Source organism: Bordetella genomosp. 12 (assembly GCF_002261355.1).
Classification (GTDB): Bacteria; Pseudomonadota; Gammaproteobacteria; order Burkholderiales; family Burkholderiaceae_B; genus Bordetella.
This window is the reverse complement of record NZ_NEVU01000002.1, coordinates 1273448-1299692: the sequence shown is the minus strand read 5'-3', so window position 1 is coordinate 1299692 and position 26245 is coordinate 1273448. Positions and strand designations below refer to the sequence as shown.

24 protein-coding genes are annotated in these 26245 nt (G+C 66.1%); 16 read left to right on the top strand and 8 right to left on the bottom strand.

From position 1 onward, the window contains the following. Positions 1-19: 19 nt before the first annotated feature. Both CAL22_RS11480 and CAL22_RS11475 read left to right on the top strand, forming a co-directional pair. Positions 20-1060: an NADP-dependent oxidoreductase gene (locus CAL22_RS11480; RefSeq protein WP_094813214.1), complete on the top strand. Its 1041-nt coding sequence runs from the start codon at positions 20-22 to the stop codon at positions 1058-1060. Then, on the top strand, positions 1057-1743 hold the full coding sequence (locus CAL22_RS11475; protein WP_094813212.1) for a type 1 glutamine amidotransferase domain-containing protein: 687 nt from the start codon (positions 1057-1059) through the stop codon (positions 1741-1743). Before CAL22_RS11480 ends, CAL22_RS11475 begins: the two co-directional genes overlap by 4 nt. Before the next feature lie 6 nt (positions 1744-1749). Here the strand turns inward: CAL22_RS11475 and CAL22_RS11470 are convergent, their stop codons facing one another. The 7 genes from CAL22_RS11470 to CAL22_RS11440 all read right to left on the bottom strand — a co-directional run bounded on the left by CAL22_RS11470 (position 1750) and on the right by CAL22_RS11440 (position 8523). Then, positions 1750-3354: a glycerol-3-phosphate dehydrogenase/oxidase gene (locus tag CAL22_RS11470; protein ID WP_167383622.1), complete on the bottom strand. Its 1605-nt coding sequence runs from the start codon at positions 3352-3354 to the stop codon at positions 1750-1752. Positions 3355-3370: 16 nt separating this feature from the next. Beyond that, the gene (locus CAL22_RS11465; protein WP_167383600.1) at positions 3371-4144 is read right to left on the bottom strand and encodes a DeoR/GlpR family DNA-binding transcription regulator; all 774 of its coding nucleotides are present in this window, start codon (positions 4142-4144) and stop codon (positions 3371-3373) included. A 95-nt stretch (positions 4145-4239) separates the two neighbouring features. Beyond that, positions 4240-4785: a nucleotidyltransferase family protein gene (locus CAL22_RS11460; RefSeq protein ID WP_094813208.1), complete on the bottom strand. Its 546-nt coding sequence runs from the start codon at positions 4783-4785 to the stop codon at positions 4240-4242. A 6-nt stretch (positions 4786-4791) separates the two neighbouring features. After that, on the bottom strand, positions 4792-6093 hold the full coding sequence (locus CAL22_RS11455) for a UDP-N-acetylglucosamine 1-carboxyvinyltransferase (RefSeq protein WP_094813206.1): 1302 nt from the start codon (positions 6091-6093) through the stop codon (positions 4792-4794). Between the two features lie 17 nt (positions 6094-6110). Continuing rightward, the gene (locus CAL22_RS11450) at positions 6111-7250 is read right to left on the bottom strand and encodes a hypothetical protein (protein ID WP_094813204.1); all 1140 of its coding nucleotides are present in this window, start codon (positions 7248-7250) and stop codon (positions 6111-6113) included. 84 nt (positions 7251-7334) lie between these two features. Continuing rightward, positions 7335-7985 (bottom strand): DUF502 domain-containing protein, encoded by a 651-nt coding sequence (locus tag CAL22_RS11445; protein WP_094813202.1) that lies wholly within the window; start codon positions 7983-7985, stop codon positions 7335-7337. Between the two features lie 70 nt (positions 7986-8055). Next, positions 8056-8523: a winged helix-turn-helix transcriptional regulator gene (locus tag CAL22_RS11440; RefSeq protein ID WP_094813200.1), complete on the bottom strand. Its 468-nt coding sequence runs from the start codon at positions 8521-8523 to the stop codon at positions 8056-8058. Between the two features lie 138 nt (positions 8524-8661). On the opposite strand from CAL22_RS11440, the gene CAL22_RS11435 reads away from it, so the two are divergent. The 3 genes from CAL22_RS11435 to CAL22_RS11425 are packed head-to-tail and all read left to right on the top strand — an operon-like array spanning position 8662 to position 13765. Next, positions 8662-9963: a D-amino acid dehydrogenase gene (locus CAL22_RS11435; RefSeq protein ID WP_094813198.1), complete on the top strand. Its 1302-nt coding sequence runs from the start codon at positions 8662-8664 to the stop codon at positions 9961-9963. 50 nt (positions 9964-10013) lie between these two features. Then, positions 10014-11141: a metallophosphoesterase family protein gene (locus CAL22_RS11430; protein ID WP_094813196.1), complete on the top strand. Its 1128-nt coding sequence runs from the start codon at positions 10014-10016 to the stop codon at positions 11139-11141. Then, positions 11138-13765, top strand: a complete 2628-nt coding sequence (locus tag CAL22_RS11425; RefSeq protein ID WP_094813194.1) for an AAA family ATPase — start codon at positions 11138-11140, stop codon at positions 13763-13765. Before CAL22_RS11430 ends, CAL22_RS11425 begins: the two co-directional genes overlap by 4 nt. Here CAL22_RS11425 and CAL22_RS11420 read toward each other — a convergent pair. Then, on the bottom strand, positions 13755-14726 hold the full coding sequence (locus CAL22_RS11420) for a Bug family tripartite tricarboxylate transporter substrate binding protein (RefSeq protein ID WP_094813192.1): 972 nt from the start codon (positions 14724-14726) through the stop codon (positions 13755-13757). The genes CAL22_RS11425 and CAL22_RS11420 overlap by 11 nt on opposite strands. Positions 14727-15169: 443 nt before the next feature. On the opposite strand from CAL22_RS11420, the gene CAL22_RS11415 reads away from it, so the two are divergent. From CAL22_RS11415 to CAL22_RS11365, 11 genes are all read left to right on the top strand, one after another. Further along, entirely contained in the window at positions 15170-18133 is a 2964-nt protein-coding gene (locus CAL22_RS11415; protein WP_094813190.1) for a monovalent cation/H+ antiporter subunit A, read from the top strand. Position 18134: 1 nt separating this feature from the next. Next, a complete protein-coding gene (locus tag CAL22_RS11410; RefSeq protein WP_005014186.1) occupies positions 18135-18479 on the top strand; it encodes a Na+/H+ antiporter subunit C in 345 nt (114 codons plus the stop codon). Next, complete coding sequence (locus CAL22_RS11405) at positions 18476-20104, top strand: monovalent cation/H+ antiporter subunit D (protein ID WP_094813188.1); 1629 nt, start codon at positions 18476-18478, stop codon at positions 20102-20104. The genes CAL22_RS11410 and CAL22_RS11405 overlap by 4 nt, the downstream gene beginning before the upstream one ends. A 1-nt stretch (position 20105) precedes the next feature. Continuing rightward, complete coding sequence (locus CAL22_RS11400; protein WP_094813186.1) at positions 20106-20588, top strand: Na+/H+ antiporter subunit E; 483 nt, start codon at positions 20106-20108, stop codon at positions 20586-20588. Next, positions 20588-20869 carry a K+/H+ antiporter subunit F gene (locus CAL22_RS11395; RefSeq protein WP_167383599.1) on the top strand — a complete coding sequence of 94 codons (282 nt, stop codon included), beginning with the start codon at positions 20588-20590 and terminating at the stop codon, positions 20867-20869. Before CAL22_RS11400 ends, CAL22_RS11395 begins: the two co-directional genes overlap by 1 nt. Further along, positions 20866-21225 carry a monovalent cation/H(+) antiporter subunit G gene (gene mnhG / locus CAL22_RS11390; protein ID WP_094813184.1) on the top strand — a complete coding sequence of 120 codons (360 nt, stop codon included), beginning with the start codon at positions 20866-20868 and terminating at the stop codon, positions 21223-21225. Before CAL22_RS11395 ends, mnhG begins: the two co-directional genes overlap by 4 nt. Positions 21226-21364: 139 nt before the next feature. Next, on the top strand, positions 21365-21859 hold the full coding sequence (locus tag CAL22_RS11385) for a hypothetical protein (RefSeq protein WP_094813182.1): 495 nt from the start codon (positions 21365-21367) through the stop codon (positions 21857-21859). Between the two features lie 88 nt (positions 21860-21947). After that, positions 21948-22796, top strand: a complete 849-nt coding sequence (locus CAL22_RS11380; RefSeq protein WP_094813180.1) for a haloacid dehalogenase-like hydrolase — start codon at positions 21948-21950, stop codon at positions 22794-22796. Positions 22797-22800: 4 nt separating this feature from the next. Further along, positions 22801-23277, top strand: coding sequence for a tRNA adenosine(34) deaminase TadA (gene tadA, locus CAL22_RS11375; RefSeq protein ID WP_094813178.1), 477 nt, complete (start codon positions 22801-22803; stop codon positions 23275-23277). Continuing rightward, complete coding sequence (locus CAL22_RS11370) at positions 23274-24269, top strand: LD-carboxypeptidase (RefSeq protein WP_094813176.1); 996 nt, start codon at positions 23274-23276, stop codon at positions 24267-24269. The genes tadA and CAL22_RS11370 overlap by 4 nt, the downstream gene beginning before the upstream one ends. 253 nt (positions 24270-24522) lie before the next feature. Continuing rightward, positions 24523-26127, top strand: coding sequence for an ABC-F family ATPase (locus CAL22_RS11365; protein WP_167383598.1), 1605 nt, complete (start codon positions 24523-24525; stop codon positions 26125-26127). Positions 26128-26245 lie beyond the last annotated feature (118 nt).

The window sequence follows — 26245 nt, the reverse complement described above, 5'->3', positions numbered from 1 at the left end:
CCCATCAAGGAGTTCGCGCATGGCCCAGCAATCCGCCTCCGTCAATCGCCGTATCCTGCTCGCGCGCCGTCCCACGGGAGAACCGCTGGAGAGCGACTTCCGCCTGGTGACGGAAGCCGTTCCGCAGGTGGGGCCCGGCCAAGTGTTGTTGCGCACGGTCTATCTGTCGCTCGACCCGTATATGCGCGGCCGCATGAGTGACGCGCCTTCATATGCCAAACCGGTGGGGCTGGACGAGGTCATGGTGGGCGGCACGGTATGCCGCGTGGCGGCCAGCCAGCATCCCGATTATGCGGTGGGCGAGTGGGTGCTGGCGCAAAGCGGCTGGCAGGATTGGGCGCTGTCGGATGGTCAGGGGCTGCTGAGCCTGGGCCACGCGCCGCGCAATCCTTCCTATTCGCTGGGCGTGCTGGGCATGCCGGGCTATACGGGTTACATGGGCTTGCTCGATATCGGGCAGCCTCAGCCTGGCGAAACTGTCGTGGTGGCCGCGGCGACGGGGGCGGTGGGCTCCGTGGTTGGCCAGATCGCGCGCTTGAAAGGATGCCGCGTGGTGGGCATTGCCGGCGGCGTGGAGAAATGCCGTTATGCGGTCCAGCAATTGCGCTTCGATGCCTGCCTGGACCATCGCAGTCCCGAGCTGGCCGCCATGTTGGCTGAAGTCACGCCGGATGGCATCGATGTCTACTTTGAAAACGTGGGCGGCAAGGTTTTCGACGCCGTGCTGGCGCGGCTCAATCCGCGCGCGCGCGTGCCGGTGTGCGGATTGATTTCAGCCTATAACGCCACCGATCTGCCGCCCGGCCCCGATCGCCTGCCCGCGCTCATGGGCACGGTGCTGCGCAAACGCATCCGTCTGCAAGGATTCATCATCATGCAGGACTATCCGGATGGCTTTGCGGCGTTCCGGCAGGTCATGGGCCGCTGGCTGGAGCAGGGTCAGGTCAAATACCGCGAAGACGTGATCGACGGCCTGGAGTCCGCCAGCCGCGGATTGATCGGCCTGCTGCGTGGCGAAAACGCCGGCAAGCGGATCGTGCGTGTGGGAGATGAGGCATGAAGATACTCATGGTGCTGACGTCGCACGATCGCCTCGGCGACACGGGCCGCCCGACGGGCTTCTGGCTCGAGGAGTTCGCCGCGCCGTACTACGTCTTTCGCGATGCCGACGCGCAGGTCACGCTGGCCTCGCCGGCCGGCGGCCAGCCGCCGTTGGATCCCTCGAGCGAGGCGCCCGACGCCCAGACCGAGGCCACGCGGCGCTTTGCCCAGGATCCGGCCGCGCGCGCACAACTGGCATCGACCCGTCCGCTGGCGCAGGTCAGTGCGGCCGACTTCGATGCCTTGTTCTATCCGGGCGGGCATGGGCCGCTGTGGGATCTGGCCGAAAATCGTGACTCGCTGGATCTGATCGAAGCCATGCTGGCGGCGGGCAGGCCGGTGGCGGCGGTATGCCATGCGCCGGGGGTGTTGCGCCACGCCAAGACCTCGAGCGGCGCGCCGTTGGTGGCTGCACGCCAGGTGACCGGCTTTAGCAACGCCGAAGAGGCGGCGGTGCAGTTGACCGAGGTCGTGCCGTTTCTGGTGGAAGACGAACTCAAGCGTTTGGGCGCCGACTATCGCGCCGCGTCGCAGCCGTTTGCCGAACACGTCGTGCGCGACGGGCTGCTGATCACCGGGCAGAACCCGGCCTCGTCGGCCGGCGCCGCGCAGGCACTGCTGGCGGCGCTGGCCCGCGGCTGAGCGGCCTTACTCCGGCAGGCGGAAGGTCGCCGCGACGGCGTCGAAATCCGCCAGCGTGCGGCCTTGCCAGGCCGCGTCGCGGCCAAGCTCCTCGGCCAGCACACGGGCCACCTCCGGCGCGGCCAGTTGCGCGGCCGCGGCATCCAGGAACAGGGCGCGGTTGCGCCGGGCCAAAACATCCTCCACCGTCTGAGCCAGCTCGTGCCGGGCCGCAAAACGCACATGCGCCTCGGTCAGGCCGCTGGCCTTGACGAGCATGCGATCCGCGCCGGGCAGGGCGCGCAGGGCGGGCAGATCGGTGCCGTAATAACTGTCGGGCGTGCCTTGCGCGGCAGGCAGCGGCGCATCGGGCGCGGGCGCGCCGTGCAGGCGCAATTCGGCGCTGCGGCACATCGCCTGCGGCAGCAACTGCTTGCTGATGGCGGTGTCCACCACGTCCTGGGCCATTCTGCGATAGGTGGTCCATTTGCCGCCCGTGACCGTGATCAGGCCGGCCTTGGACACCAGGATGGTGTGCTCGCGCGACAGAGACTTGGTGGATGCTTCGCCGGTGGCCTTGACCAGCGGGCGCAGTCCGGCCCATACGCTGGTGACATCGGCGCGCGTGGGCTTGCGGGTCAGATAGCGGGCCGCCGTCTCGAGGATGAAGTCCACTTCGCCCGGCAAAGGACGCGGGTCGCTGGGCAGATCGGTGCGCGCGGTGTCGGTGGTGCCCACGATGGTGTGGCCGTTCCACGGCACCATGAACAACACCCGGCCGTCATCGGTCTTGGGCACGAGGATGGCCTCGTCGCCGGGCAGGAATTCGCGCGGCAGCGTCAAATGCACACCCTGGCTGGGCGCGACCATGGTCTGCGCGGCGGGATCATCCATGCGGCGCACCGCATCGACCCACACGCCCGTGGCGTTGACCACGCATTTGCCGTGCACCGTATAGTGGCCGCCGTCGATGCTGTCCTGCGTCTGCACGCCGTCGATGCGCCCTTGCGCATCCCGGGTCAAACCCGTGACCTTCACATAGTTGACGGAGGTGCCGCCCAGGTCGAACAGCGTCCGCATGAGTGCCGTGGCGAGCCGGGCGTCATCGAACTGGCCGTCGTAATAAAGCACCCCGCCGCGCAGGCGCTGCCCTTTGACGGCGGGCGCCAGGGTGCTGGCGTGGGTCAGGGTTTCGCGGGCCGAAAGCCAGCGGCTGGGCGCCAGGTTGAGCTTGCCGGCCAACATGTCGTAGAGCTTCAGGCCCACGCCGTAAAAGGGCTGGTCCAGCAGGGAGTAGGCCGGCACCACGAAGCCCAGCGGCCAGGCGAGGTGCGGTGCGTTGCGTGCCAGCAGGCCGCGCTCGTGCAGGGCCTCGCGCACCAGGCTGACGTTGCCCTGGGCCAGATAACGCACGCCGCCATGCACCAGCTTGGTCGCCTTGCTGGAGGTGCCTTTGGCGAAGTCCGCGCCTTCGACCAGCAGGGTGCGGAATCCGCGCGAGGCCGCGTCCACCGCCGTGCCCAGGCCGGTGGCGCCGCCGCCGATGACGATGACGTCCCAGGGTTCGGAGGATTCCAGGCGGGCGAGAAGGTCGGCGCGCGTGGGCATGAGAGGGGAGGGGCTGGGGTTCATGATGGTGGTATAGGGGTCAGGACGCATCGCCCGCAATATGGCAGCGCACGCCGGCGTCGCGCAGCGCCTGCGACAGCGGCGCCTGGGGTTCGGCATCGGTGAAGAAACGGCTGATCCGGGCGATCGGGGCCAACTCGACCATGGCCTGGCGCTGGAACTTACTGCTGTCGGCCGCCAGCCAGACTTCGCGCGACTGTTCGATGATGGTTCGAGCCACCCGCACTTCGCGGAAATCATAGTCGCGCAAGGTGCCGTCGGCCTCGATGCCGGAAATCCCGATCAGGCCGATGTCGACCTTGAACTGCCGGATGAATTCAATCGTGGCTTCGCCCGTGATGCCGCGGTCGCGCGGGCGCACGACGCCGCCGGCGACGATGACTTCGCAGTCCGGGTTGTCCGACAGGATGTCGGCCACATGCAGGTTGTTGGTGATGACGCGCAGCCCCCGGTGGCGCAGCAGCGCCCGGGCAATCGCCTCGGTGGTGGTGCCGATGTTGATGAGCAATGAGCAGCCGTCGGGTACGGCGCGCGCCACGGCCTCGGCGATGCGCCGCTTGCCCTCGGCATGCAGCCCCTGGCGTTGGCGGTAGGCGATGTTCTCGATGGTCGAGGCTTCGCTGCGCACGCCGCCGTGAAATCTCGACAGCATGCCGGCTTCGGCCAGCAGATTCACATCGCGGCGCACCGTCTGCAAGGTCACGTCGAAGGCACGCGCCAACTCGTCGATCGAGGCCGATCCTTGGGATCTGACGCGCTCGAGCAGCGCGCTTTGGCGGGGGTTGAGTGTCATCGTGCCATCATAAAACAACAAAAGCGAAACTACATAATCCTATTCGCGCACGAATTATGTTCGCTTGGCGGCGCCAGGGCCGTGCAATCCGGGCCTCAGTCGGCCAGGCGCAGAAAAGGCCAGCGTTCCAGCCAGCGCTTTTGCTGCAACCGGCGCAGGAAAACATCGCGTCTGGCGTTGGCCAAGCCGGGCGTCGGGCGCAGAATGCTGGCAAACAGATCGTCCAGGCCCAGGGGGGCGAGCAGCGCCAGCCGGTCGTCGGCGTCCAGGCGCACGGCGACGGCCGTGGCGGTTTCCGGCCAATGGCCGATGGCATGCCGGCAACTGGTGTAGGGCAGGTCCTGGTTGCGGCTATGCATGCGGCTTTGGTTTTTGACCGACCACATCAGCGCGGGCGCCACACGGGCAAGCCGCTGCTCGAGCACGCGGTCGCGCAGCGCCGCCGCGCGCCTGGCGTCAAACCAGATGACGTCGATATCGTCGGGCAGGGCCGGTGCGCGCCCGGCCATGGCGTCCCAGACCGCATTGCGGACAAAGCCCGCGCCTATCCAGGCATCGGGCAGGCAGAGCGCGCGCACCTGGCGCAGCACCGCCATGCGCCGCGTATCGGCATACAGCAGCTCGCTCAGGCGGTGGCGCATGGCCGGTCAATCGCCTTCGGTCCACTCCACGCGGGCGCCGACCGAACGCAGGTTTTCGACAAAATTCGGATGGGCGCGCCGGATCGGCAAGGCGTTGGTGATTTCCGAGCGGCCCTCGATACTGGCGGCGACCATCAACAGCGCGATGGCCACGCGGATGATGTAGGGGCTTTCGACTTTGGCCGGGGTCAGCGGCAGGCCGCCGAAGGTGATGAGCCGGTGCGGGTCCGAAAGAAACACATGCGCGCCGAACTTGGACAGTTCGCCCGACCACCCCATGGCGCCGTCATAGACCTTGTTCCAGAACATGGCGCTGCCCTGCGCGCGCACGCCCAGGGCGATGAAAATCGGCAGCAGGTCCACGGGCAGATAGGGCCAGGGCGCGGCTTCGACTTTGGTCAGGATGTTCTGGGTGAAGGGGCGGCGCACCTGCAGCGGGCCGTCACAATGCGCCTGGGACCAGCCATCGCGGTGCTCGACGTCGACCCCGAACTTGGCAAAGGTGCGATCGATGAGCGGAAACTGCTCGGGCGCGGAGTTTTTGACGGTAATGGCGCCGCCGGTAATGGCGCCCAGCGCCAGAAAGGTTGCGATCTCGTGGAAGTCTTCGTCGAAGCGGAACTCGCCGCCGCCAAGGGCCTTGCCGCCTTCGATGCGCAGATGCGAGGTGCCGATGCCGCTGATGGGCACGCCCAGCATTTCCAGAAACCGGCAGAATTCCTGCACGTGCGGTTCGGACGCTGCGTTGACCAGTGTCGACACCCCTTGCGCGGCTGCGGCGCATAGCGCGAAGTTCTCGGTGGTGGTCACCGAGGCGTAGTCCAGCCAGTGGTCATTGGCTGCCATCCGGCTGCCCGCGCGCACCAGCAGGGAGTGCGGTGCGCGTTCGATGCGGGCGCCGAAACGCTCGAACACCTCGACGTGCGGATCGATTTCGCGCACGCCCAGCGTGCAGCCCTTGACGTCGTTCTCCAGGCGCGCCACGCCAAAGCGCGCCAGCAAGGGCGGCACCAGCATGATGGAAGAACGCATTTCCTCGGGCAGATGATGGTGCGCCGGGTCGAAGGCCGTGTCACGGTGATGCAGGTCCAGCACGCCGGTGCTGAAGTCCACCTTCACGTCGCTGCCCAACTGGCGAAAGATGTCGAGGATTTTCTTGACGTCGGTGATCTCGGGCACACCGATCAGGCGCAGCGGCTGGTCGGTCAGCAGCGTGGCGCAGAGAATCGGCAGGACGGCGTTTTTGTTGGCGGAGGGGACGATCTGGCCGCGCAGTGCGGTGCCGCCGTGGACGATCAAATGAGACATGGTATTCGGGCAGAAAGTCAGGCCGGGGCCTGCGGAAATTCGGGCAGGGCGATGTCGGCGTGGCCGGGCAGCACCCAGCGCGCGCATTCGCGGGTGGCGTCGATGCAGCCGCCCTCGGCGTAAACGCCTTGCGGATCGCGGATGCGCAGCATCCGTTCGAGCACGGCCTGACGCGCGGCGGGATCCGCTTCGGTCTGGGCCACACGCGCCTCGACGATGTCTTCGTCGATAAAGAGCTTGCCCTCGGCATTCAGGCGCGCACCATCACGCCAATGGAATATCTCCAGGCATTTGTGCGTCAGCGTATAGGGCTGGTCGCGCTTCCAGAAATTATTGAACAGCCCCGAACCCAGATAGAAGACCCATGAGCCCTCATAGCCTTCCACATTGGACGAGTGTGCATCCGGGTTGCGGAACCACAGGCGGTCGCCCGGGACATAAAACCTCGGCGGCAGCGGGGCGTCCAGCGAACCATACTCGCGCAGAAAGGCATCATGGAAGCGCCCCGACATCACGGCCCGGGTTTCCCACTGGCGTTGCAGGCGGTCATGCAGCTCCGGGTTGCTGCGCTGCAATTCCTGGGCGATGCCCAGCACGGTGACGTACTCGGTGGCGCGATAGCACGAAAAGGCGTACGTCTGGCCCGAGACCTCGGGTTGCGTGGCCAGGGTCAGTCCTTCGATGAGCGAGCGTCCCGGCAAGATGGTGAAACCGGTGGACTCATCGTAGGTCCAGTAACCGGCGGGTCGTTCGGCCTGCTCGGTGTCGAACGCCAGCGCGCTGCGGGTGGCCGCGCGCACGATGTTGCGGCGAATGCGCACCGCCGCTTCGAGTTCGGCCACATCGGGGAAGGGGAAGGCGACCGGGCAGGCCAACATCGCCAGCACGATTTCCTGTTCGAGATCGGCGTCCTGGCTGGGGTCCAGGCCCAGGCTTGCGACCAGGCCCGTCGTGTCGCCGTCGGGCAGATGGCGTGCGGCGAAATCGGCCCGCGCACGGATGAGCACCGCGCCGTCCGCGCCGGCTTCGGCCAGCGCATGGCCATCCAGTCCGCGTGCCTGCAGGAACTGCCGGGCGGCAGCCAGGCTGTCGGGGCCGGAGGAAAGGATACGGATGCCGCCTGGGTCGGCGGCGCAGGGGGCGGTACTGGGCTGCATGGGTAAAGCACCTGATGGCAAACGCCGGCGGTAACCGGCCTGGTCGGCGCGGCCCGGATGGCCGCGCGTGCGCTACAGCATAAATCAGGCCGGCCGGTCCGTGGGCGGCGCCGGCGGGGCGGGCGGCATGGGAGGCATCTGGCTGGCCGGCTCCGAACGCGCCATCCACGCGATCAGCGAGGAGCGCATGGCTTCCTCCACCGACATATTGATGGGGGTCACCCATTCCGTGGGCACGAAGACGGTGTAGCCGCCGATCATATAACCCATCGGCAGGTAGACCGCCACGCGTTCGCCGGGCAGAAACCCCTCGGGCAGATCGTCGGTGCCGCGGCGGGTGATCAGGCCCACCACCTCGAGCGGATTGCCTGGCATGCGCAGCACGACCACCTGCTGGGACGTCGCCTTGGCGCTGGACGAAAAATAATCGGCAAAGCTCTTGAGCGAGGAATAGATACTCTTGACCACCGGCACGTTGGTGAAGGGGATCTCCAGAAACAGCACGAAGCGCTGCACTCTTTCCTTGGAGACCAGAAAGCCGATGGCGAGAATCGCCAGGATGCCCAGAAACAGCCCCAGGCCGGGGATATAGAAGTTACCGATGAAAGGGCGCAGGAAGGTCAGCGCGATCGCTTCCGTCCAGGCCAGGAAAATAAACAGCAGATACAGCGTGAGCGCGATCGGCAAGACCGTGATCAGGCCGAGAAAGAAATAGCGATATAGTCGTCGGGACATGTGATCAACTCCGGACAGCGGGTGTCCAATCAGGCGCCAATGGTACTCGAAGCCGGCCCGGCAAAACGCTTCAGCGGTCCACCGGCAAATACAGCGATTCTTTGATCTCTTCCATCACGACATAACTGTGCGATTCGGCCGAGGCAGGCAGCCGCTTGAGGATCTCGCCCAGCAGCCGGCGATATTCGGCCATTTCGGTCAGCCTGGCCTTGACCAGATAGTCGAAATCGCCTGAAACGAGATGGCACTCCATGACCTCCGGCACGTACATCAACTCCCGCTTGACCTTGTCGAAGACGTCCCCCGATTTGGCCGATAACCGGATTTCCAGGAAAACCAGCAGGGTTTTACCCAGCGCGGCCGGATTCAGGCGCGCATGATAGCCGGCGATCACGCCGTCGCGCTCCAGGCGTTTGACGCGCTCCGAGCAGGGCGTGGCCGACAGGCTGACCTGCTCGGCCAGTTCGGTGATGGAAATACGCCCATTGCGTTGCAGAATATCGAGGATTTTTCGATCGGTGCGATCCAGTTCGCGCATTCCACTCCCCGGTGGCATGAAAATCAACGTCGCTAGTGAAATTCTAATACATCACTGAAATTTTCAGTGAATTTCACTGCCTATGCGGTCCTAGACTACCCGGATCAACTCACCAATAGCAGAATCTCGGGGATCGCTATGCATATCATCGTCCTGGGCAGTGGCGTCATCGGCACGACGACCGCCTATTACCTGGCGCGCCAGGGCGCCCAGGTCACCGTGCTGGATCGCCAGCCCGGGCCGGCCGACGAGACCAGTTACGCCAATGCCGGCCAGGTCTCGCCGGGCTATTCCACCCCCTGGGCCGCGCCGGGCATCCCGCTCAAGGCGCTCAAATGGATGTTCCAGAAGCATGCGCCCCTGGCCTTGCGGGTCGACGGCAGCTTCTGGCAATGGCGCTGGATGGCGGCCATGCTGGCCAACTGCACGGCCGGCCGTTATGCCGTCAACAAGGAACGCATGCTGCGCCTGGCCGAGTACAGCCGCGACTGCCTGCGCGAACTGCGCCAGGACACCGGCATTCAGTACGAGCAGCGCACGCAAGGCACGCTGCAACTGTTTCGCACCGATGCACAGATGGAAGCCGCCCGGCGCGACATGGCCGTGCTGGAGGAAGTCGGCGTGCCCTACGAACTGCTTGACCGCAACCGCCTGCCCTCCGCCGAGCCGGCGTTGGCGCGGTCGTTGGGCAAACTGGCCGGCGGCTTGCGCCTGCCCAACGATGAAACCGGCGACTGCCGCCGATTCACCCGTGCGCTGGCCGATCTGGCCGCGGGCCTGGGCGTGCAGTTCCGCTTCAATCAGGCGGTCGATGGCATGGCGCTCGAGCAGGGCCGCATCAGCGGCGTGCGAGTAGGGGGCGAACTGCTGCGCGCTGATGCCTATGTCGCCGCCTTTGGCAGTTACACCCGCGACTTCCTCGCGCCGTTGGGACTGGATCTGCCCGTCTACCCGGTCAAGGGCTACTCGCTCACGATCCCGATGACCGATGCCGCGGCCGCACCGGTGTCCACGGTCCTGGATGAGACCTACAAGATCGCCATCACGCGCTTTGACCAGCGTATCCGCGTCGGCGGCATGGCCGAGCTCGCCGGCTTTGACCTGCGCCTCAAACCGCAGCGCCGCGCCACGCTCGAAATGGTGGTTCAGGATCTCTTCCCCGGCTGCGGCGATGTGCCGGCGGCGGAGTTCTGGACCGGCTTGCGGCCCATGACCCCCGACAGCACGCCCATCGTCGGCGCCACCCGCCACGACAATCTGTTCCTGAATACCGGTCACGGCACGCTGGGCTGGACCATGTCCTGCGGGTCAGGCAAGCTCATGGCCGATATCGTCATGGGCCGCCAGCCCGCCATTCGCGCCGACGATCTGGCGATCTCGCGCTACCAGGGCAAGCTGCGCGCCGGTGGGGATCTGCGCCTGGGGCAAAGCCGGGCCTGAGCGGCCGTCACGGCCCGCTCCTGGCGGGGGGCTTGTGCCACAATCCGGGCATGAGCTCCCGCCCGATTTCCTTCCTGCATACCGCCGATTGGCAGATAGGCCGGCAATACGGCCAGTTCGACGATGACGACGCCGCCGTGCTGGCTGAAGCGCGGCTGGAGACCGTGGCCCGTCTGGCCGCCGTGGCGCAAGAGCGAGCCGTCGACGCCGTCCTGGTGGCCGGCGATGTGTTCGATACCCAGGCGGTGTCGGATCGCACGATCCGGCGCCTTTTCGGGGCCTTGGCCGCCTACGCCGGGCCCTGGGTGATGATCCCTGGCAACCACGATGCCGCGCTGGCCGAAAGCGTCTGGACCCGCGCGCAGCAGCTCGGCTGCATTCCCGCCAATGTCCACCTCGTGCTGCAGCCCGGTGTGGTCGCGCTGCCCGGCCTGGCCGTGTTGGCCGCGCCGTTGACACAGCGCCACACCTATGACGATGTCACGCGGGTCTTCGACAGCCTGGAAACGCCGGCGGATCTGCCGCGCGTCGGCCTGGCGCATGGCAGCGTCGCCGGACGTCTGCCGGCCTCTGCCGATGCCGCCAACCCCATCGCGCCGGATCGGGCCGAGCGGGCGCGCCTGGATTATCTGGCCCTGGGGGACTGGCATGGATGTCTGCGCATCGACGCCCGCTGCTGGTATGCGGGCACGCCCGAGCCGGATCGCTTTCGCGGCAACGAGCCGGGATATGCGCTGCAGGTGCGCCTGCAGGACGGCACGGCCGAGGTCGAGCAGATCAAAGTCGGCCGTTTCCGCTGGCAAGCCTGGGAGGTCGACCTCACGCTGGAGTCGGATGCCGAGGTTCTGGCTGCGCGCCTGCAAACCTTGCAGGCCGAGGACGTCCTGCGGCTGAGCTTGCGCGGCAGCCTGTCGCTGGCTGCATGGGAGCGTCTGTCACAGGCTATCGGTCAGGCGCAGGCGCGGTTGCGCGCCCTGCGTCTGGACCAGGATGGGCTCACGCTCGAGCCTGACGAAGCCGATTTCGCGGCATTGGACGGCGGAGGCTATGTCAGCGCGGTCGCCGCCCGGTTGCGCGCCCTGCAGGCCGAACCGCAGGCCGATCCTCAATCCGCCCAGGTGGCGCGTGAAGCCATGCGCATTCTGATGCGTCTGGCGCGTGAGGGAGGCGCGGCATGAAACTGCACCGCATCGCTTTGCAGGAGTTCCGCAAGTTCCGCGAGCCTGTGGCGCTGGACAATCTCGATCCCGGGCTCAACGTCATCGCCGGGCCCAATGAGGCCGGCAAATCCACTTACGCCTTGGCTTTGCGCGCGGCTTTCCTGGAGCGCTATGGCACCAGCAAGGTGGCGGACCTGGCCCCTTATGGGCTGAGCGGCGCGCGGCCCTCGGTGACCGTGGCGTTCGAGCACGCCGGTCATCAATATGTGTTGAGCAAGCAGTTTCTGCACCGGGCCCGGTGCGAGTTGCTCGTCGACGATCAACGCCTGGAAGGCGACGAGGCAGAGCAGGCGCTGGCGCGCTTGCTGGGATTCGAGATCCCTGGCCGCGGTCAAAGCAAGCCCGAACACGCGGGCGTGCCGGGGCTGTTGTGGATCGCGCAGGGCAGCGGCCAGGATCTCGCCGAGCCGGCCCTGCACGCGGCGGGCCAGGTGCGCGAAGCGCTCACGCACATCACCGGCGAGCTGGCCAGCCAGGATGGCGATCGGTTCCATGCCCAGGTCCAGGAGGCGCGCGCCGCGCTGCTGGATGCGCGCGGCGGCAAGCCCAAAGGCGCTTACAAGGCCGCCGAGGAGGCTTATTTGCGGTTGGGCGAGGCGCGCGAGGCCTTGCTGCGCGAGCGGGCCGAACTCGATGCCGACGTCGATCGTCTGGCCGTCTGGCGCCAGGAGTACGAGCACAATGAGCGGACCGCGCCCTGGCTGGCGCTGGAGCAGCAGGCCGGGCAGGCGCGGGACCGCCTGCAGGCCTTGGCGCGCGAAGAAGAGGCGCTCGAGCGGCTGCGGCGCGATGCCGCCGAGGCGCAGCGTCTGGCGCAGGCATTGCGCGAGCAGCTCGCGCGCGACCAGCAGGATGCCGAGACGCTGGCGCAATTGCGCGCCGATGCGACGGCCGCGGCCCAGGCCGCGGAGCAGGCCGGTGAAGGGGCCGCGCGCAGCGCGCACGGACGTGAACAGGCCGAAGCCGCCTTGCAACAGGCGCGCACCACATTCGAAGCCCTGCAGGAAGCGCGCCGCCAGACCGAGATGCGCGAGGCCTTGCGCCGGCTGATCAACGAACAGGCACGTCTGGACGCGGCGCTCGCGGCGGCTCAGGCGGCAACGGGCCAGGCCGAGCGTCTGCAGAAGCAGTGGCAGGCCGCGCGGATCGACGCCGGCGCCATGGCGGCGCTGCGTAAAAGCGCGCAGGAGTGCGAGGCTTTGCGCCTGCGTCAGGAGCTGGCCGCCACGCGCATCCGCCATGCGCTGCAGCCGGGCGTCGTGCTCGAATTGGGCGGCCAGCGCTTGCAGGGGCAGGGGGAAGTCTTCCTGTCGGAGGCCACCGAGCTCGCTTTACCCGGCGTGGGCACCTTATCCATTCAACCGGGCGGGCGCGACTTGCCCACCTTGCAACGCGAACTTGCCGAGGCCCAGACGCGCCTGGCCAAGGGGCTGCAGTCCCTGGGCCTGGAGACGCTGGCGCAAGGCGAAGCCCGCCTGGCTTTGGCCGAGCAGCTCGAGCGCGAACTGGCGCAGGCGCGTGGCGCGTTGGCGGCACAGGCGCCGCAGGGCGTGCAGGCGCTGATTGCCGAGTCGGCCGAAGCCGCGGCGGCGCGCGACCGCCTGCAGGCGCAAGTCTTGCCGGACACCGGCGAACAGGACCTGCAGCCGCGCCTGGCGGCCGCCGCCGATGCGGTGCAGCGCGGTCAGGCCGCCGTGCAGGCGGCCGTGGCGCAGGCGCGGCAGGCCGAAACGGCGCTGATTCAGGCGCAGGGCCGTGCCAGCCTGTTGCGCGAGCAGGCCGACATCCGTCAGGCCGCCTTCGAGGCCGAAGCGCAGGCGGCGCGGCGCGCGGCGCGGGCGGCGCAATTTGCCCAGGCCGAACAGCGCCAACAGGATTGCCGGCGCCAGGTGGCGCAAGCCGAGGCCGCCCTGGCCGAGCACCGGCCCGAACAGGTCCGGCAGGACGCCGAGCGCTTTGCGCGGTCGGCCGAGCTGGCGCGTCAGGCGCAACAGGAGCGGCATGCGCGTCTGCTGCAACTGCAAGGCAAGCTGGAGCAGGCTGGGGCGCAGGGCCTGGGCGAGCGGCTGGCCGCTACCGAGGCCGAATGGCAGCGGGCGGGCCGGCTGCGCGACGATTACGCGCGCCGGGCCGCGGCGCTGGATCTTTTGTGGCGGCTGCTCGACGAACAGCGCGAGACGGCAACCCGCCGGTTGCTGCAACCGCTCTCCGAGCGTCTGTCACACTATCTGGGCTTGGTGTTTCCCGGCGCGCAGTTGCGCCTGGACGAACATCTGCTGCCGGCGGCGTTGACGCGCACCGGCCAGGAGGATGCCTTGGCGGCCTTGAGCTTTGGCACGCGCGAACAACTCGGCCTGCTGGCGCGGCTGGCCTATGCCGACTTGCTGCAACAGGCCGGGCGGCCAACCTTGCTCGTGCTCGACGATGCCCTGGTGCATGCCGATGACCGGCGGCGCGAGCAGGTCAAGCGCGCGCTCTTCGACGCGGCATTGCGCCACCAGATCCTGCTCTTTACCTGCCACGCCGAAGCGTGGCAGGACATGGGCGTGCCGGTGCGCCAGCTCGACGCTTTTACTCGGTGAGCTGGATCTTCTGCTCGCGCGCGATCTTCTGGCGCAATTCGAGCTCACGCTTGATGAGCGCCGCGTAGGCCTCGGGCGTGCCGCCGTCGATCTGCGAACCGCCGTCGATCAGGCGTTGGGCCGTGCGCGGGTCTTGCAGCGCGCGGGCGGCGGCATCATGAATCCGCTTGACCACGGCGGGCGATACGCCTGCCGGGGCCACCAGGCCGTACCAGGCCATGTTGTTCATGGCGGGCATGCCCGCTTCGGCAAAGGTCGGCACATTGTCCATGCCGGGAACGCGCTTGGTCGAGGCCACGGCCAGCGCGCGCAGTTTGCCCGACTGGATGTGCGGCATGGAGGAGGGCAGGTTGTCGAATTGCGCGCTGACCTGTCCGGCGAGGGTGTCGTTCAGGCCCGGGCCCGAGCCACGGTAAGGCACGTGGATAAAGTCAGGCGTGCCCGTCAGGGACTTGAATAGTTCGCCATCGAGGTGGGAGATCCCGCCGGTGCCGGCCGAGGCGTAGCTGTACTTGCCCGGATTGGCCTTGAGCAGCGCGACGAATTCCTGCAGGTTCTGCGCCGGCACCTTGGGGTTGACCGTCAGCACATTGGGCACATTGACCAGGTTGATGATGGGCGTGAAGTCCTTGAGCGGGTCGTACGGCGTCTTGGGGTTGGTGGCCGGATTGGTGGTCATGGTGCTCACGGTGGCCATGCCCAGGGTGTAGCCGTCGGAGGAGGAGCGGGCCAGCGCCTCGGCGCCGATCGCGCCACCGCCGCCGCCTTTGTTCTCGACCACCACCGGCTGGCCGAGCTCGCGGCCCAGGCTTTCGGCGACCACGCGCGCCACGATATCCGTGGTGCCGCCGGCGGCAAAAGGCACGATCAGGCGGATCGGCCGGTCAGGGTAGTCCGCCATGGCCTGGGAGGTGAAAGCGGCAGCGCCCAGCGCCACGCACAGCAGATTGCGGATTTTCATAGTGTTTTATCTCCTCAGCGCGGCGGGTGGTTGCCCCTTCCGCTATGTTGTTACACGCCAGCGGCTTTGTGAGCCGGGCGCGGCATTCCACACAAAAAGCGCGCCAGGAGATAGCCGGATTTACCCGCACAAGGCATATGTTGCGACGCAACAAAATACGGCGATTGCACGATTATTGTGCAATGATCATCGTGGTAAACGCTGTTATTGGTGCGTAACTTACAAGAATCTGATATTTTTCGTCTGAGTCTCCTGGCCGTTTTGCCAGAACCCCCTTCCGTAATGACCCCAGTGCGCTCGCCGCAGTGGTGGGATATGTTGTCTGCTCAGGACGACGGCGAGCGGTAGTATGGATCGGTCAGGGCGTATTCCGATCGCCTATCAGGCTTCAAGCTCGTCTTGCGCTCATGGCAAGAGACGGGCCGGACCTCTCCCGGAGCGCCATGTCGCTAATACTCATTCTCGCTCTGCCGTTTGCTGGCAGCTTGTGCGCCGCCCTGTTGCCGGCCAACGCCCGCAATGCGGAAGCCTGGCTGGCCGGGCTGGTCGCGCTGGCGACCACCGTGCTGGTGGCCAGCCTGTATCCTCAGATCGCGGCAGGCGAGGTGATACGGGTCCAGATACCCTGGGCGCCGGCATTGGGGCTGCAGTTTGCCTTGCGCATGGACGGCTACGCCTGGCTGTTCTCCTTCATTGTGTCGGGCATGGCCACGCTGGTGGTGCTTTACGCGCGCTACTACATGTCCCCGAAAGACCCGGTGCCGCGGTTTTTCTCGTTTTTCCAGGCTTTCATGGCCGCCATGCTGGGCGTGGTGCTGTCGGGCAACCTCATCCAATTGGTCATGTTCTGGGAAATGACCAGCCTGGCGTCCTTCATGCTGATTGCCTATTGGCATCATCGCGCCGATGCCCGGCGCGGCGCGCGCATGGCGCTGACGGTCACCGGCGCGGGCGGGCTCTGTTTGCTGGGCGGGGTGCTGCTGCTCGGGCATATCGTGGGCAGTTACGACATGGACGTGGTGCTGCGCTCGGGAGACCTGGTGCGCGCCGATCCCTGGTATCCGGCCGCCCTGGCGCTGGTGGCGCTGGGCGCGCTGACCAAAAGCGCGCAGTTTCCGTTTCAATTCTGGCTGCCCAACGCCATGGCCGCGCCCACCCCGGTGTCGGCCTATCTGCACTCGGCAACCATGGTCAAGGCCGGGGTCTTTCTGCTGGCGCGGTTCTGGCCTTTGCTGGCGGGCACCGATGAGTGGTTCTGGCTCATCGGCGGTGCCGGGCTGTGTACGCTGGTGCTGGGCGCCTATGCGGCCATCTTCCAGCAAGACATGAAAGGGGTGCTGGCCTATTCCACGATCAGCCATCTGGGCCTGATCACCTTGCTGCTCGGCCTGAACAGCCCGCTGGCGCTGGTGGCGGCGGTGTTCCATATGGTCAACCATGCCATCTTCAAAGCGTCGCTCTTTATGGCCGCGGGCATCGTCGATCACGAAACCGGCACCCGCGACATCAGCCGCCTGAGCGGCCTGTATTCCGCCATGCCTTTGACGGCGACCATGGCCATGGTCGCGGCCGCCTCCATGGCGGGCGTGCCCTTGCTCAACGGCTTTCTGTCCAAGGAAATGTTCTTCGCCGAAACGACCTTCATCACCGGCGATCGCTTCCTGGAATACGGCCTGCCGCTGATGGCCACCATTGCCGGCGCTTTCAGCGTGACCTACTCGCTGCGCTTCATTTTGCAGGTCTTTTTCGGCCCGCCGGCCACCGATCTGCCGCGCGCGCCGCATGAACCGCCGCGCTGGATGCTGCTGCCCAGCGCCTTGCTGGTGCTGCTCTGTCTGGTGATCGGGGTCGCGCCGGGCCTGACGGTCGGGCCGGTGCTCGATATCGCCGCGCACAGCATCCTGGGGCCCGATATGCCCGAGTTCAGTCTGGCGGTCTGGCACGGTTTCAATCTGCCACTGGTCATGAGCCTGGTGGCCATGACCGCCGGCGTGCTGCTTTACCTCGGCCTGCGCGCCCAGCAGGCAGCGCACCCGGGACGCGTGCCCTTCATCTACCGCCTCGATGGACGGCGCACTTTCGAGTACCTGTTCGAGGGCTGCGCGGTCGTGGCGCGCTGGGTGCTGCGGCGCATCTCTTCGCCGCGCCTGCAGGTGCAGATGCTGATCATCATCATCGTCACGCTGCTGGTGGCCTGGCTGCCGCTGCGCCTGACGTCCTGGCTCGATGGGCAGGGGCCGCGCACACCCGCCGATCCTACCTTCCTGCTGCTTTGGCTGGCCGGCGGCGCCTGCGCGTTGGGCGCGGCCTACCAGGCCAAGTATCACCGCCTGGCCTCGCTGACGCTGTCCGGCGGCGCCGGGCTGGTGACCTGCCTGACATTCGTGTGGTTTTCCGCCCCCGACCTGGCCCTGACGCAACTGGCGGTCGAGGTCGTCACGGTGGTGCTGCTGCTGCTGGGGCTGCGCTGGCTGCCGCGGCGCATCGTGGGAGAGGGCGAGGATGTGCGGCCGGACGTGAAAGCCCGGCTGCGCCGTGCGCGTGACCTGGGGCTGGCCGCGCTGGCCGGGATCTCCATGAGCGCCATCGCCTATGCCATGCTGACGCGTCCGCTGGGCGAAACCATTTCCTCCTTCTTTGTCGAAGAAGCGCTGCCCGAAGGGGGCGGCACGAACGTCGTCAACGTGATCCTGGTGGACTTCCGCGGTTTCGATACCCTGGGCGAAATCACGGTGCTCGGCATCGTCGCCCTGACGGTGTACGCCTTGCTGCGCCGTTTCCGCCCAGCTCAGGAAAGCATCGAGATGCCGCGCCAGCAACGCGAGCAGGATGGCCTGACCACGGGCGTGGTGCCGCCTAGCCCCGATGTCAAGTCACCCTTGCCGCAAGGGGCGATGCGGATTCCGGCGGTGCTGGTGCGGCTGTTGCTTCCCATCGCCGTACTGGTTTCGGTCTACCTCCTGCTGCGCGGCCACAATCTGCCTGGCGGCGGCTTTGTAGGCGGCCTGGTCATGGCGACCTCGGTCATTCTGCAATACATGGTGGGCGGCGTGTACTGGGTGGAGTCGCGCAGCCGGCTCAATCCGCAGCACTGGGTCGGGCTGGGCTTGCTGGCCGCCGGCGCTGCCGCGATGTCGGCCTGGCTGGCGCTGCGGCCCTTCCTGTCGGCGCTGGCCTGGGACATCCACGTGCCGCTCATCGGCAAGATCCATCTGTCGAGCGTGCTGTTGTTCGACCTCGGCGTGTACATGCTGGTGGTTGGGGCCACCGTCCTCGTGCTGGTGGCGCTGGCTCACCAATCCTTGCGGGCGCAGCGCAAGCTCGCCGCGGAAGCGCAGGCGCAGGCAGAAGCCGATGCCGAGGCCGAAGCCGAAGCCGAAGCCGTCACCGTGATCAAGGGAGCCTGATATGGAATGGATCTACGCAATCGCGATTGGCGTGCTGGTGGGTTCGGGCGTGTGGCTGCTGCTGCGGCCGCGGACCTTCCAGGTCATCATGGGCCTGTCGCTCATCTCCTACGCCGTCAACCTGTTCATCTTCGGCATGGGCCGGCTGACAGTGGGACGGCCGCCGGTGGTCGATCCGCTGGTGCCGCCCGACCCCAGCGTCTACGCGGACCCGCTGCCGCAGGCGCTGGTCCTGACCGCCATCGTCATCGGCTTTGCGACGACGGCCTTGTTTCTTGTGGTGCTGCTGGCCTCGCGCGGGCTGACGGGCACCGACCACGTTGACGGCCGGGAGCCTGAATCTTGATCGATTGGCAGCAACATCTTCCCATCTACCCCATCGTGGTGCCGCTGCTGGCGGGCGCCCTCATGCTGCTGCTGGCCGACACCCGCCGCCGCGAGCGCGCCTTCATCGCGGTGGTATCGACCCTGCTGCAATTAGCCAGCGCCATCGCCTTGCTGTTTCTGGCTTCGGGCGCCCACGATATCTGGCCCAATGGCATCGGGGTGTATCTGCCCGGCGATTGGCCGGCGCCGTTTGGCATTGTCCTGGTGGTCGACCGCCTGTCGGCCGTCATGCTCACGCTCACGGCCACGCTGGGTCTGGCCACGCTCATCTATTCGCTGGCGCGCTGGGACCGTGCAGGGGTGCATTTCCACTCTTTGTTCCAGTTTCTGCTCATGGGCCTGAACGGTGCCTTTCTGACGGGCGATCTGTTCAACCTGTTCGTGTTCTTCGAAGTCCTGCTGGCCGCCTCGTACGGGCTGCTGCTGCACGGCTCGGGCGCCACGCGGGTCAAGGCCGGGCTGCAGTACATCGCGGTCAATCTGGTGGCGTCGTTTCTGCTGCTCATCAGCATCGCGCTCATCTATGGCGTGACCGGTACGCTCAATATGGCCGATCTGGCTGTGCGCGCCGGCACGCTGGCCGGTGCCGATCGCAGTCTGTTCGAGGCGGGAGCGGCGATCCTCGGCGTGGCCTTTCTGGTCAAGGCGGGGGCGTGGCCCCTGAACTTCTGGCTGGTCAGCGGCTACGGGTCCGCCTGCGCGCCGGTGGCCGCCATGTTCTCCATCATGACCAAGGTGGGCATCTATTCGCTGTTGCGCATCGGCTCTTTGCTGCTGCCCACGGGGGCGCCCTCGGCCTTCAGCCTGGACTGGATGTTCGCCGTCGGGCTGGCCACCTTGTGCTTTGGCGGCATCGGCATCATGGCCTCGCAGCAAATGGAGAAGATCGCCGGCTATTGCGTGATTCTGTCGGCCGGCACGCTGCTCACCGCCCTGGGCATGCCCGGCGTCACCCTGACAGGGCCGGCGCTGTTCTACCTGATCAGTTCGGTGCTGGCCACCGGCGCCTTCTTTCTGCTCATTGAACTCATCGAACGGACCCGCAGCTTTGGCGCGAACGTGCTGGCCGTCACCATGGACAGCTTCGACCTCGACGATCCGGCCGCGCCGAATCGTTCGGACGATGTGGTCGGGGTGGCGATTCCGGCCGCCATGGCGTTCCTGGGGCTGGCGTTCACGGCCTGCGCGCTGCTGGTTACCGGCCTGCCGCCGCTGTCGGGCTTCGTGGCCAAGTTTTCGCTGCTGTCCTCGGCGGTGTCGGCCGCCAACACGTCGGCGCCGCCGCTGGACGCCTGGCTGCTGGTGGCCGGGGTGCTGCTGTCCGGCCTGGCCGGTCTGATGGCGCTGGGCCGTACCGGGATCCGCGTGTTCTGGAGCGGAGAGGAGCGCACCACGCCGCGTTTGCGGGTCATAGAGGCCGGGCCCGTGGCGGTGCTCATCCTCTTGTGCGTGGCCCTGACCGCGGGCGCCGGCCCGGTGTCGGCCTATCTTGATGCCGCCGCGCAATCGCTGGACACGCCGGCGGCCTATATTGACGCCGTCCTGTCCAAGCAGCCCGTGCGCGTGATCGGGGAGGACCACTGAGATGCGCGACATCATCGGTAAATCGTTGCTGCCGCTGGGTATTTTCCTGCTCTGGCTGGTGCTCAACGAGTCCCTGTCCTGGGGGCAGGCGGCGCTGGGCGCGGCGCTGGCGTTGTGGCTGGGGTGGGCGTCGACGCGGCTGCGTCCGCTGCAAGCGCGGCCCCGCCGCTTCTACCTCCTGCCCGGGCTGTTCTGTCGTGTGCTGCTGGATATCATCCGCTCGAACTGGGCAGTGACGCAGCTCATCTGGCGGCCCCATTCCAATATGTCGCCCGGTTTCATGCGCATTCCTTTGTCCATGCGCGACCCGCACGGCCTGGCCATGCTCGTCTGCATCCTCACCTATACGCCGGGCACGGTCGTGGTGGAGATCTCCGACGACAATGAGCTGACGCTGCACGTGCTGGACTTGCAAAACGAGGAAGAATGGGTGGCCCTGGTCAAGGGACGCTACGAGCGCACATTGATGGAGGTATTCGAATAATGGGCCTGATTCTTTATTTATCGGCTTCCTTCGCCTTGACCTGCTTCGCGGTGGGCCTGGGCTGCGCCGTGATCCGCATTCTGCGCGGCCCGACCGCCCAGGACCGGGTGCTGGGGCTGGATGCGGTCTACATTCAGGGCATGCTCATCATGCTGGTCTTCGGCATTCGCGAAGGCACGGGCGTCTATTTCGATATTGCGCTGCTCATCGCGCTCTTCGGCTTCGTCGGCTCGACGGCCATGGCGAAATTCCTGCTGCGCGGGGAGGTCATCGAACCATGATAGGCGGCGATATTCCGTGGTGGATCGCCGTGCCGGCCAGCCTGCTGCTGATCGCAGGCGGCCTGCTGGCGCTGACCGGCGCCGTGGGTCTGCTGCGCTTCGGGCATTTCTACGCGCGCATCCACGCGCCCACGCTGGCCAACACGCTGGGTGCCTGCAGCGTGCTGCTGTCTTCCATCCTGGTGTTTTCTTACCTGGCATCGCGCCCGGTGTTCCATGAGGTGGTCATCATCATCCTGCTCGTGCTCACCTCGCCGGTCACCGGCATGATGCTGATGCGCGCGGCGGTCTATCGCAACCGCGATGCCGAAGTCGGGCCCAACGTGCCGCGCACGAGCGCCAGCAGCGAGCCCTGAGCGGCATTACGCTTGGACAGGTCTGTAACATTTCGCGCAAGCTCGACGGGCCGGATTTGCGTAAGGTAGAGGTGTTACAGCTGTCAGCTTTGGTCCGCCGGGGCGCATCCCCGGCCTAGAACCCAAACAGGAGAAGACGATGAAACAAGCTCAAACCCTTCGCCGTGTGTCTCAGCATATGGCCGCCGGCTCGCTGCTCGCGCTGACCGCGGCGCTGTGGGCCGTCAGCCCTGCGCAGGCCGCCGAGGCCAATACGCCCGATGCCGTTTATAAGCGCGAAGTGGCCCGCTGCAACGCCGGCCAAAGCGCCGAAGACCGCAAGACCTGCCTGCGTGAAGCGGGCGCCGCGCGTGACGAGGCCAAGCGCAATCGGCTGAGCACGGGCTCGACCAGCCACGAGCAGAACCGGACGCGCCGCTGTGACTCCTTGCCCGCGCAGCAGCGCCAGGACTGCATCACGCAGATGACGGATCCGGCCAATACCACCACGCGCGGCAGCGTGGCGGGCGGCGGCGTGCTGCGCGAAACCGTCATCCCGGTGCCCGCGGGCACCCCCGGATCGACCACCCAAAGCAACTTGCCGCCTGCCGGTACCCCCTCGGGTCTGCAGCCGGCCGTCGTGCCGATGCGCTGACGCAAAATGCGGGACGGCCAGGGCCGTCCCGCAGCGTTTCGGGCCGCATTCAGGCAAAATGGGGGCTCTCTCACTTGAGCTACCCCGAATGTCCGACGTCATCGCCCTGGTATTCGACTTCGACGACACGCTGGCGCCGGACAGCACGACCGGTTTCCTGGAAAGCATCGGCGTCGATACCGCCGCCTTCTGGAAAGACTCAGTCGATCCGCTGCTCTCGCAAGCGGATTGGGACCCGGTGCCCGCCTATCTCTATCGGATGATCGAACTCTCCCGCCAAGGGGAGCATGGGGCCATCACGCGCGAGCGCCTGCAGCAATGGGGCGCGCGCCTGCCGCTGCACAAAGGGGTGTCCACGCTGTTTGAACGCCTGCGCCAAGCCGTGCGCAGCGCCCATCCGCGTATCCAGCTCGAGTTCTACCTCATCTCCAGCGGTATCGGCGATATCGTGCGTGCCACGCCGATCGCGGGCGAGTTCACCGACATCTGGGCATCGGAATTCATCTACGACGATGCGGGCGGCATCAGTTTCCCGCGCCGTATCGTCAGCTTCACCGACAAGACACGCTATCTTTTTCATATCCAGAAGGGACTGGTCGGGCCGGAGTACCGTAATCGGCCCTTCGAGGTCAACCGCAAGGTACCGCAGGACCGCCTGCGGGTGCCACTGGATCAGATGGTGTTCGTCGGCGACGGCTATACCGACATCCCGTGCTTTTCTCTTATCCGGCGCGCTGGCGGCTATGCCTTCGGCGTCTGGGATCCCAACCATCGCGACAAACGCAGCCGTGCCTGGGGCTTTGTGGAGCAGGGCAGGGTGTCCAACCTCAACTTCGCCCGCTACGACGAGGAAGCCGAGCTGTATCAATTGCTCGAAGCCGCGCTCACCGGCCTGGCGGGCAGCGTCTCGCTGAAATCACGGGCCTACGGTGGTTGACGGCATGACGGCGTTCGCCGACGAAGTCTTTATGCAGCAGGCGCTGGATCAGGCCCGCCTGGCCTATGCGGCAGGCGAGGTGCCGGTCGGGGCGGTTGTGGTCAATGGCGCGGGCGAGGTCATCGGCACGGGCTATAACCGCACCATCATGGACGCCGATCCCACCGCGCACGCCGAAGTCGTCGCCTTGCGCGCCGCCGGCGCGCATCTGGGTAATTACCGCCTGCCTGGCCTGACGCTCTATGTCACGCTCGAACCCTGTGTCATGTGTATTGGCGCCATGTTGCACGCGCGGCTCGCCCGCGTGGTGTATGGCGCGCAAGACCCCAAGACCGGCGCCTGCGGCAGCGTGCTCGACGTGGGCGCGGTCGCGCAGCTCAACCATCACACCACGGTAACCGGAGGCGTGCTTGCACCGCCTTGCGCAGACCTGCTGCGCACGTTCTTTCGTGAACGCCGTCTCAAGGAAAAATCCGCATGAAGAAACCCTCCAACACCCGCCCTGGCCACCCCGAAGGTCACGCCCACGAGCACGCCCACGACCATGCCTGCGGGCCGTCCTGCGCGCACCAACCGGCACGCTCCAGCGGCATCTATCTGATCTCGCCCTCCTCGGCGGTGCGCGATCCGCAGACCGTGGAGCTGGCGCGCGAGCGTCTGGCCGCCGAAGGCTTCAAGACCGTAGTCGATCGCGCCGCGCTGGCCACGCATCAACGCTTTGCCGGCACCGACAAGCAGCGTCTCGCGGGTCTGGCGCGCGCCGCAGCGCAGAAGCAGCCCATCGTCATGGCCACGCGCGGCGGCTATGGCCTGTCGCGCCTGCTGCCGCATATCGACTGGAAAGCCATGGCCGACAGTGGCAAGCGCTTTGTCGGGATGAGCGATTTCACGGCTTTCAACCTGGCCCTGCTGGCGCAGACCGGGGCCATCAGCTACACGGGCGCGACGGCCGTGCGCGACTTTGGCGGCAAGCGCACCGACGAATTGACGCGGGCCTTGTTCGGCGAAATCATGCGTGGCGAGCTGGAGATTCTCAGCTTCGAGACCTCCGATGCCGATGCGGTCGATGCCCGTGGCGTGCTGTGGGGTGGCAACCTGGCCACCCTGGTGTCCTTGTTGGGCACCCCCTATTTCCCCAAAGTACGCGGCGGCATCCTGTTTATTGAAGACGTTTCCGAACATCCCTACCGCATCGAGCGCATGCTGGCGCAGCTGGCCCAGGCGGGGGTGTTGCAAAAGCAGAAGGCCATCGTGCTGGGCACTTTTACCGAGTACAAGCTGGCCGAGCACGATCAGGGCTACGACCTGCCCGAAGTGATCAAGTGGCTGCGCCGCGAGGTCAAGGTGCCGGTGATCACGGGGCTGCCTTATGGCCATGGCAATCTCAAGGCCACACTGCCCATCGGGCAGAAGGTCGGCATCGCCACCGAACGCGGCCTGGCGCATCTGGTGATCGACGAGCACCACCACTGATCCGCGCCGGCCAGGCCGATCGCCCTGTTGCCCCCTCGCCAGGGCAGATCAGGGCGAAAATCGGCCGGGCTTGGTACACTGTCAGGTTTACTCCACCGGCAACGAGCTTGGGGCTTTTGCGCTTCGCTTTGCATGCCGGGCCGGCTCGCGGCCTTTTGCCGCCGATCTTATCGGGCGCACACACCTACCCGGCGCGCAGCTAGGCGCCGGTACCGTCGGGCGCTTGCGGCCAGTATCAGCATATTCAGACACCGTGATCTCTACCGCCAATCTCACCATCCAGTTTGGTCCCAAGCCGCTTTTCGAGAACGTCAGCGTCAAGTTCGGCGAGGGCAATCGTTATGGCCTCATTGGGGCCAACGGCTCGGGCAAGTCCACCTTCATGAAGATCATTGGCGGAGACCTCGAGTCCTCCGCCGGTAATGTCTCGCTTGAGCCGGGCGTGCGCCTGGGCAAACTGCGCCAGGATCAGTTCGCCTTCGAAAACATGCGGGTGCTGGATGTCGTCATGATGGGCCACACCGAGATGTGGGCCGCCATGTCCGAGCGCGATGCCATCTACGCCAATGCCGACGCCACGGAAGACGACTACATGCGCGCGGCCGACCTGGAGGCCAAGTTCGCCGAGTACGATGGCTACACGGCCGAGGCGCGTGCCGGCGAGTTGTTGCTGGGCCTGGAAATCGCGGTCGATCAGCACAACCTGCAGATGCGCGAAGTCGCACCGGGCTGGAAGCTGCGCGTCCTGCTGGCGCAGGCGCTGTTTTCCAATCCTGACGTCCTGCTGCTCGACGAACCGACCAACAACCTGGATATCAACACCATCCGTTGGCTGGAAAATGTGCTCAATAGCTACCAGAGCACCATGATCATCATCAGCCATGATCGGCACTTCCTGAACCAGGTGTGCACGCACATGGCGGACGTGGACTACGGTGATATCCGCATCTACCCGGGCAATTACGACGACTACATGTTGGCCTCGACGCAGGCGCGTGAGCGCCTGACGGCCAACAATGCCAAGGCCAAAGAGCGCATCACCGAATTGCAGGATTTTGTACGCCGCTTCGCGGCCAATAAGTCCAAGTCGCGCCAGGCCACCTCGCGCCTGAAACAGATCGACCGCATCAAGGCCGATCAGGTTGAGGTCAAGCCCTCGTCGCGCCAGAACCCGTATATCCGTTTCGAGCAGAACAAGGTCATGCACCGCCAGGCGGTGACGATCGAACACCTGTCCAAGAGCTACGACGCGCCGGTCATCCGTGACTTCTCGGCCATGGTCGAAGCCGGTGAAAAAATCGCCATCATCGGCGCCAACGGCGTCGGTAAAACCACGCTGCTGCGTTTGCTGGCCACGGATCTGGCGCCGGATTCCGGCTCGGTCAAGTGGTCGGAAAACGCCGACATGGGCTATATGGCGCAGGACGTCTCCGATCAATTTCAACAGACCGACATCAACCTGTTCGATTGGATGTCCGACTACCGCCAACCCGGCGACGACGATCAGGCCATCCGTTCGGCGCTGGGCCGGTTGCTGTTCTCCAGCGATGATCTGCCCAAGGCACCCAAGGTCTTGTCCGGCGGCGAGAAAAACCGCATGACCTTCGGTCGGCTGATGCTGGGCCGGCACAACGTGCTGTTGCTCGACGAACCGACCAACCACCTGGATATGGAATCGATCGAGTCGCTGCAATTCGCGCTCGAGAAGTTCCAGGGCACCCTGATCTTTGTCTCGCACGACCGCGAATTCGTCTCCGGTCTGGCCACTCGCATCATCGAAATCCTGCCTTCGGGCGAGATCGTCGATTATCGTGGCGGCTACGAAGACTATTTGGCGTCGCGCGGTATCGAGGCCTGAGGGTAAACGGCTGCGCTGCCGCACCAGGAGCGCGCGAGTCAAAAGGCTGCCGAGGGGGCAGCCTTTTTTTATATAACTTTTAGTGCTTAAAACATTCGATAAATATAGTTTGAGATCA

Excerpts from the sequence above, each read along its gene's own strand:
- CAL22_RS11480 (WP_094813214.1), top strand. The coding sequence starts at position 20 with ATGGCCCAGCAATCCGCCTCCGTCAATCGCCGTATCCTGCTCGCGCGC.
- CAL22_RS11475 (WP_094813212.1), top strand. The coding sequence starts at position 1,057 with ATGAAGATACTCATGGTGCTGACGTCGCACGATCGCCTCGGCGACACG.
- CAL22_RS11470 (WP_167383622.1), bottom strand. The coding sequence starts at position 3,354 with ATGAACCCCAGCCCCTCCCCTCTCATGCCCACGCGCGCCGACCTTCTC.
- CAL22_RS11465 (WP_167383600.1), bottom strand. The coding sequence starts at position 4,144 with ATGACACTCAACCCCCGCCAAAGCGCGCTGCTCGAGCGCGTCAGATCC.
- CAL22_RS11460 (WP_094813208.1), bottom strand. The coding sequence starts at position 4,785 with ATGCGCCACCGCCTGAGCGAGCTGCTGTATGCCGATACGCGGCGCATG.
- CAL22_RS11455 (WP_094813206.1), bottom strand. The coding sequence starts at position 6,093 with ATGTCTCATTTGATCGTCCACGGCGGCACCGCACTGCGCGGCCAGATC.
- CAL22_RS11450 (WP_094813204.1), bottom strand. The coding sequence starts at position 7,250 with ATGCAGCCCAGTACCGCCCCCTGCGCCGCCGACCCAGGCGGCATCCGT.
- CAL22_RS11445 (WP_094813202.1), bottom strand. The coding sequence starts at position 7,985 with ATGTCCCGACGACTATATCGCTATTTCTTTCTCGGCCTGATCACGGTC.
- CAL22_RS11440 (WP_094813200.1), bottom strand. The coding sequence starts at position 8,523 with ATGCGCGAACTGGATCGCACCGATCGAAAAATCCTCGATATTCTGCAA.
- CAL22_RS11435 (WP_094813198.1), top strand. The coding sequence starts at position 8,662 with ATGCATATCATCGTCCTGGGCAGTGGCGTCATCGGCACGACGACCGCC.
- CAL22_RS11430 (WP_094813196.1), top strand. The coding sequence starts at position 10,014 with ATGAGCTCCCGCCCGATTTCCTTCCTGCATACCGCCGATTGGCAGATA.
- CAL22_RS11425 (WP_094813194.1), top strand. The coding sequence starts at position 11,138 with ATGAAACTGCACCGCATCGCTTTGCAGGAGTTCCGCAAGTTCCGCGAG.
- CAL22_RS11420 (WP_094813192.1), bottom strand. The coding sequence starts at position 14,726 with ATGAAAATCCGCAATCTGCTGTGCGTGGCGCTGGGCGCTGCCGCTTTC.
- CAL22_RS11415 (WP_094813190.1), top strand. The coding sequence starts at position 15,170 with ATGTCGCTAATACTCATTCTCGCTCTGCCGTTTGCTGGCAGCTTGTGC.
- CAL22_RS11410 (WP_005014186.1), top strand. The coding sequence starts at position 18,135 with ATGGAATGGATCTACGCAATCGCGATTGGCGTGCTGGTGGGTTCGGGC.
- CAL22_RS11400 (WP_094813186.1), top strand. The coding sequence starts at position 20,106 with ATGCGCGACATCATCGGTAAATCGTTGCTGCCGCTGGGTATTTTCCTG.
- CAL22_RS11395 (WP_167383599.1), top strand. The coding sequence starts at position 20,588 with ATGGGCCTGATTCTTTATTTATCGGCTTCCTTCGCCTTGACCTGCTTC.
- mnhG (WP_094813184.1), top strand. The coding sequence starts at position 20,866 with ATGATAGGCGGCGATATTCCGTGGTGGATCGCCGTGCCGGCCAGCCTG.
- CAL22_RS11385 (WP_094813182.1), top strand. The coding sequence starts at position 21,365 with ATGAAACAAGCTCAAACCCTTCGCCGTGTGTCTCAGCATATGGCCGCC.
- CAL22_RS11380 (WP_094813180.1), top strand. The coding sequence starts at position 21,948 with ATGTCCGACGTCATCGCCCTGGTATTCGACTTCGACGACACGCTGGCG.
- tadA (WP_094813178.1), top strand. The coding sequence starts at position 22,801 with ATGACGGCGTTCGCCGACGAAGTCTTTATGCAGCAGGCGCTGGATCAG.
- CAL22_RS11370 (WP_094813176.1), top strand. The coding sequence starts at position 23,274 with ATGAAGAAACCCTCCAACACCCGCCCTGGCCACCCCGAAGGTCACGCC.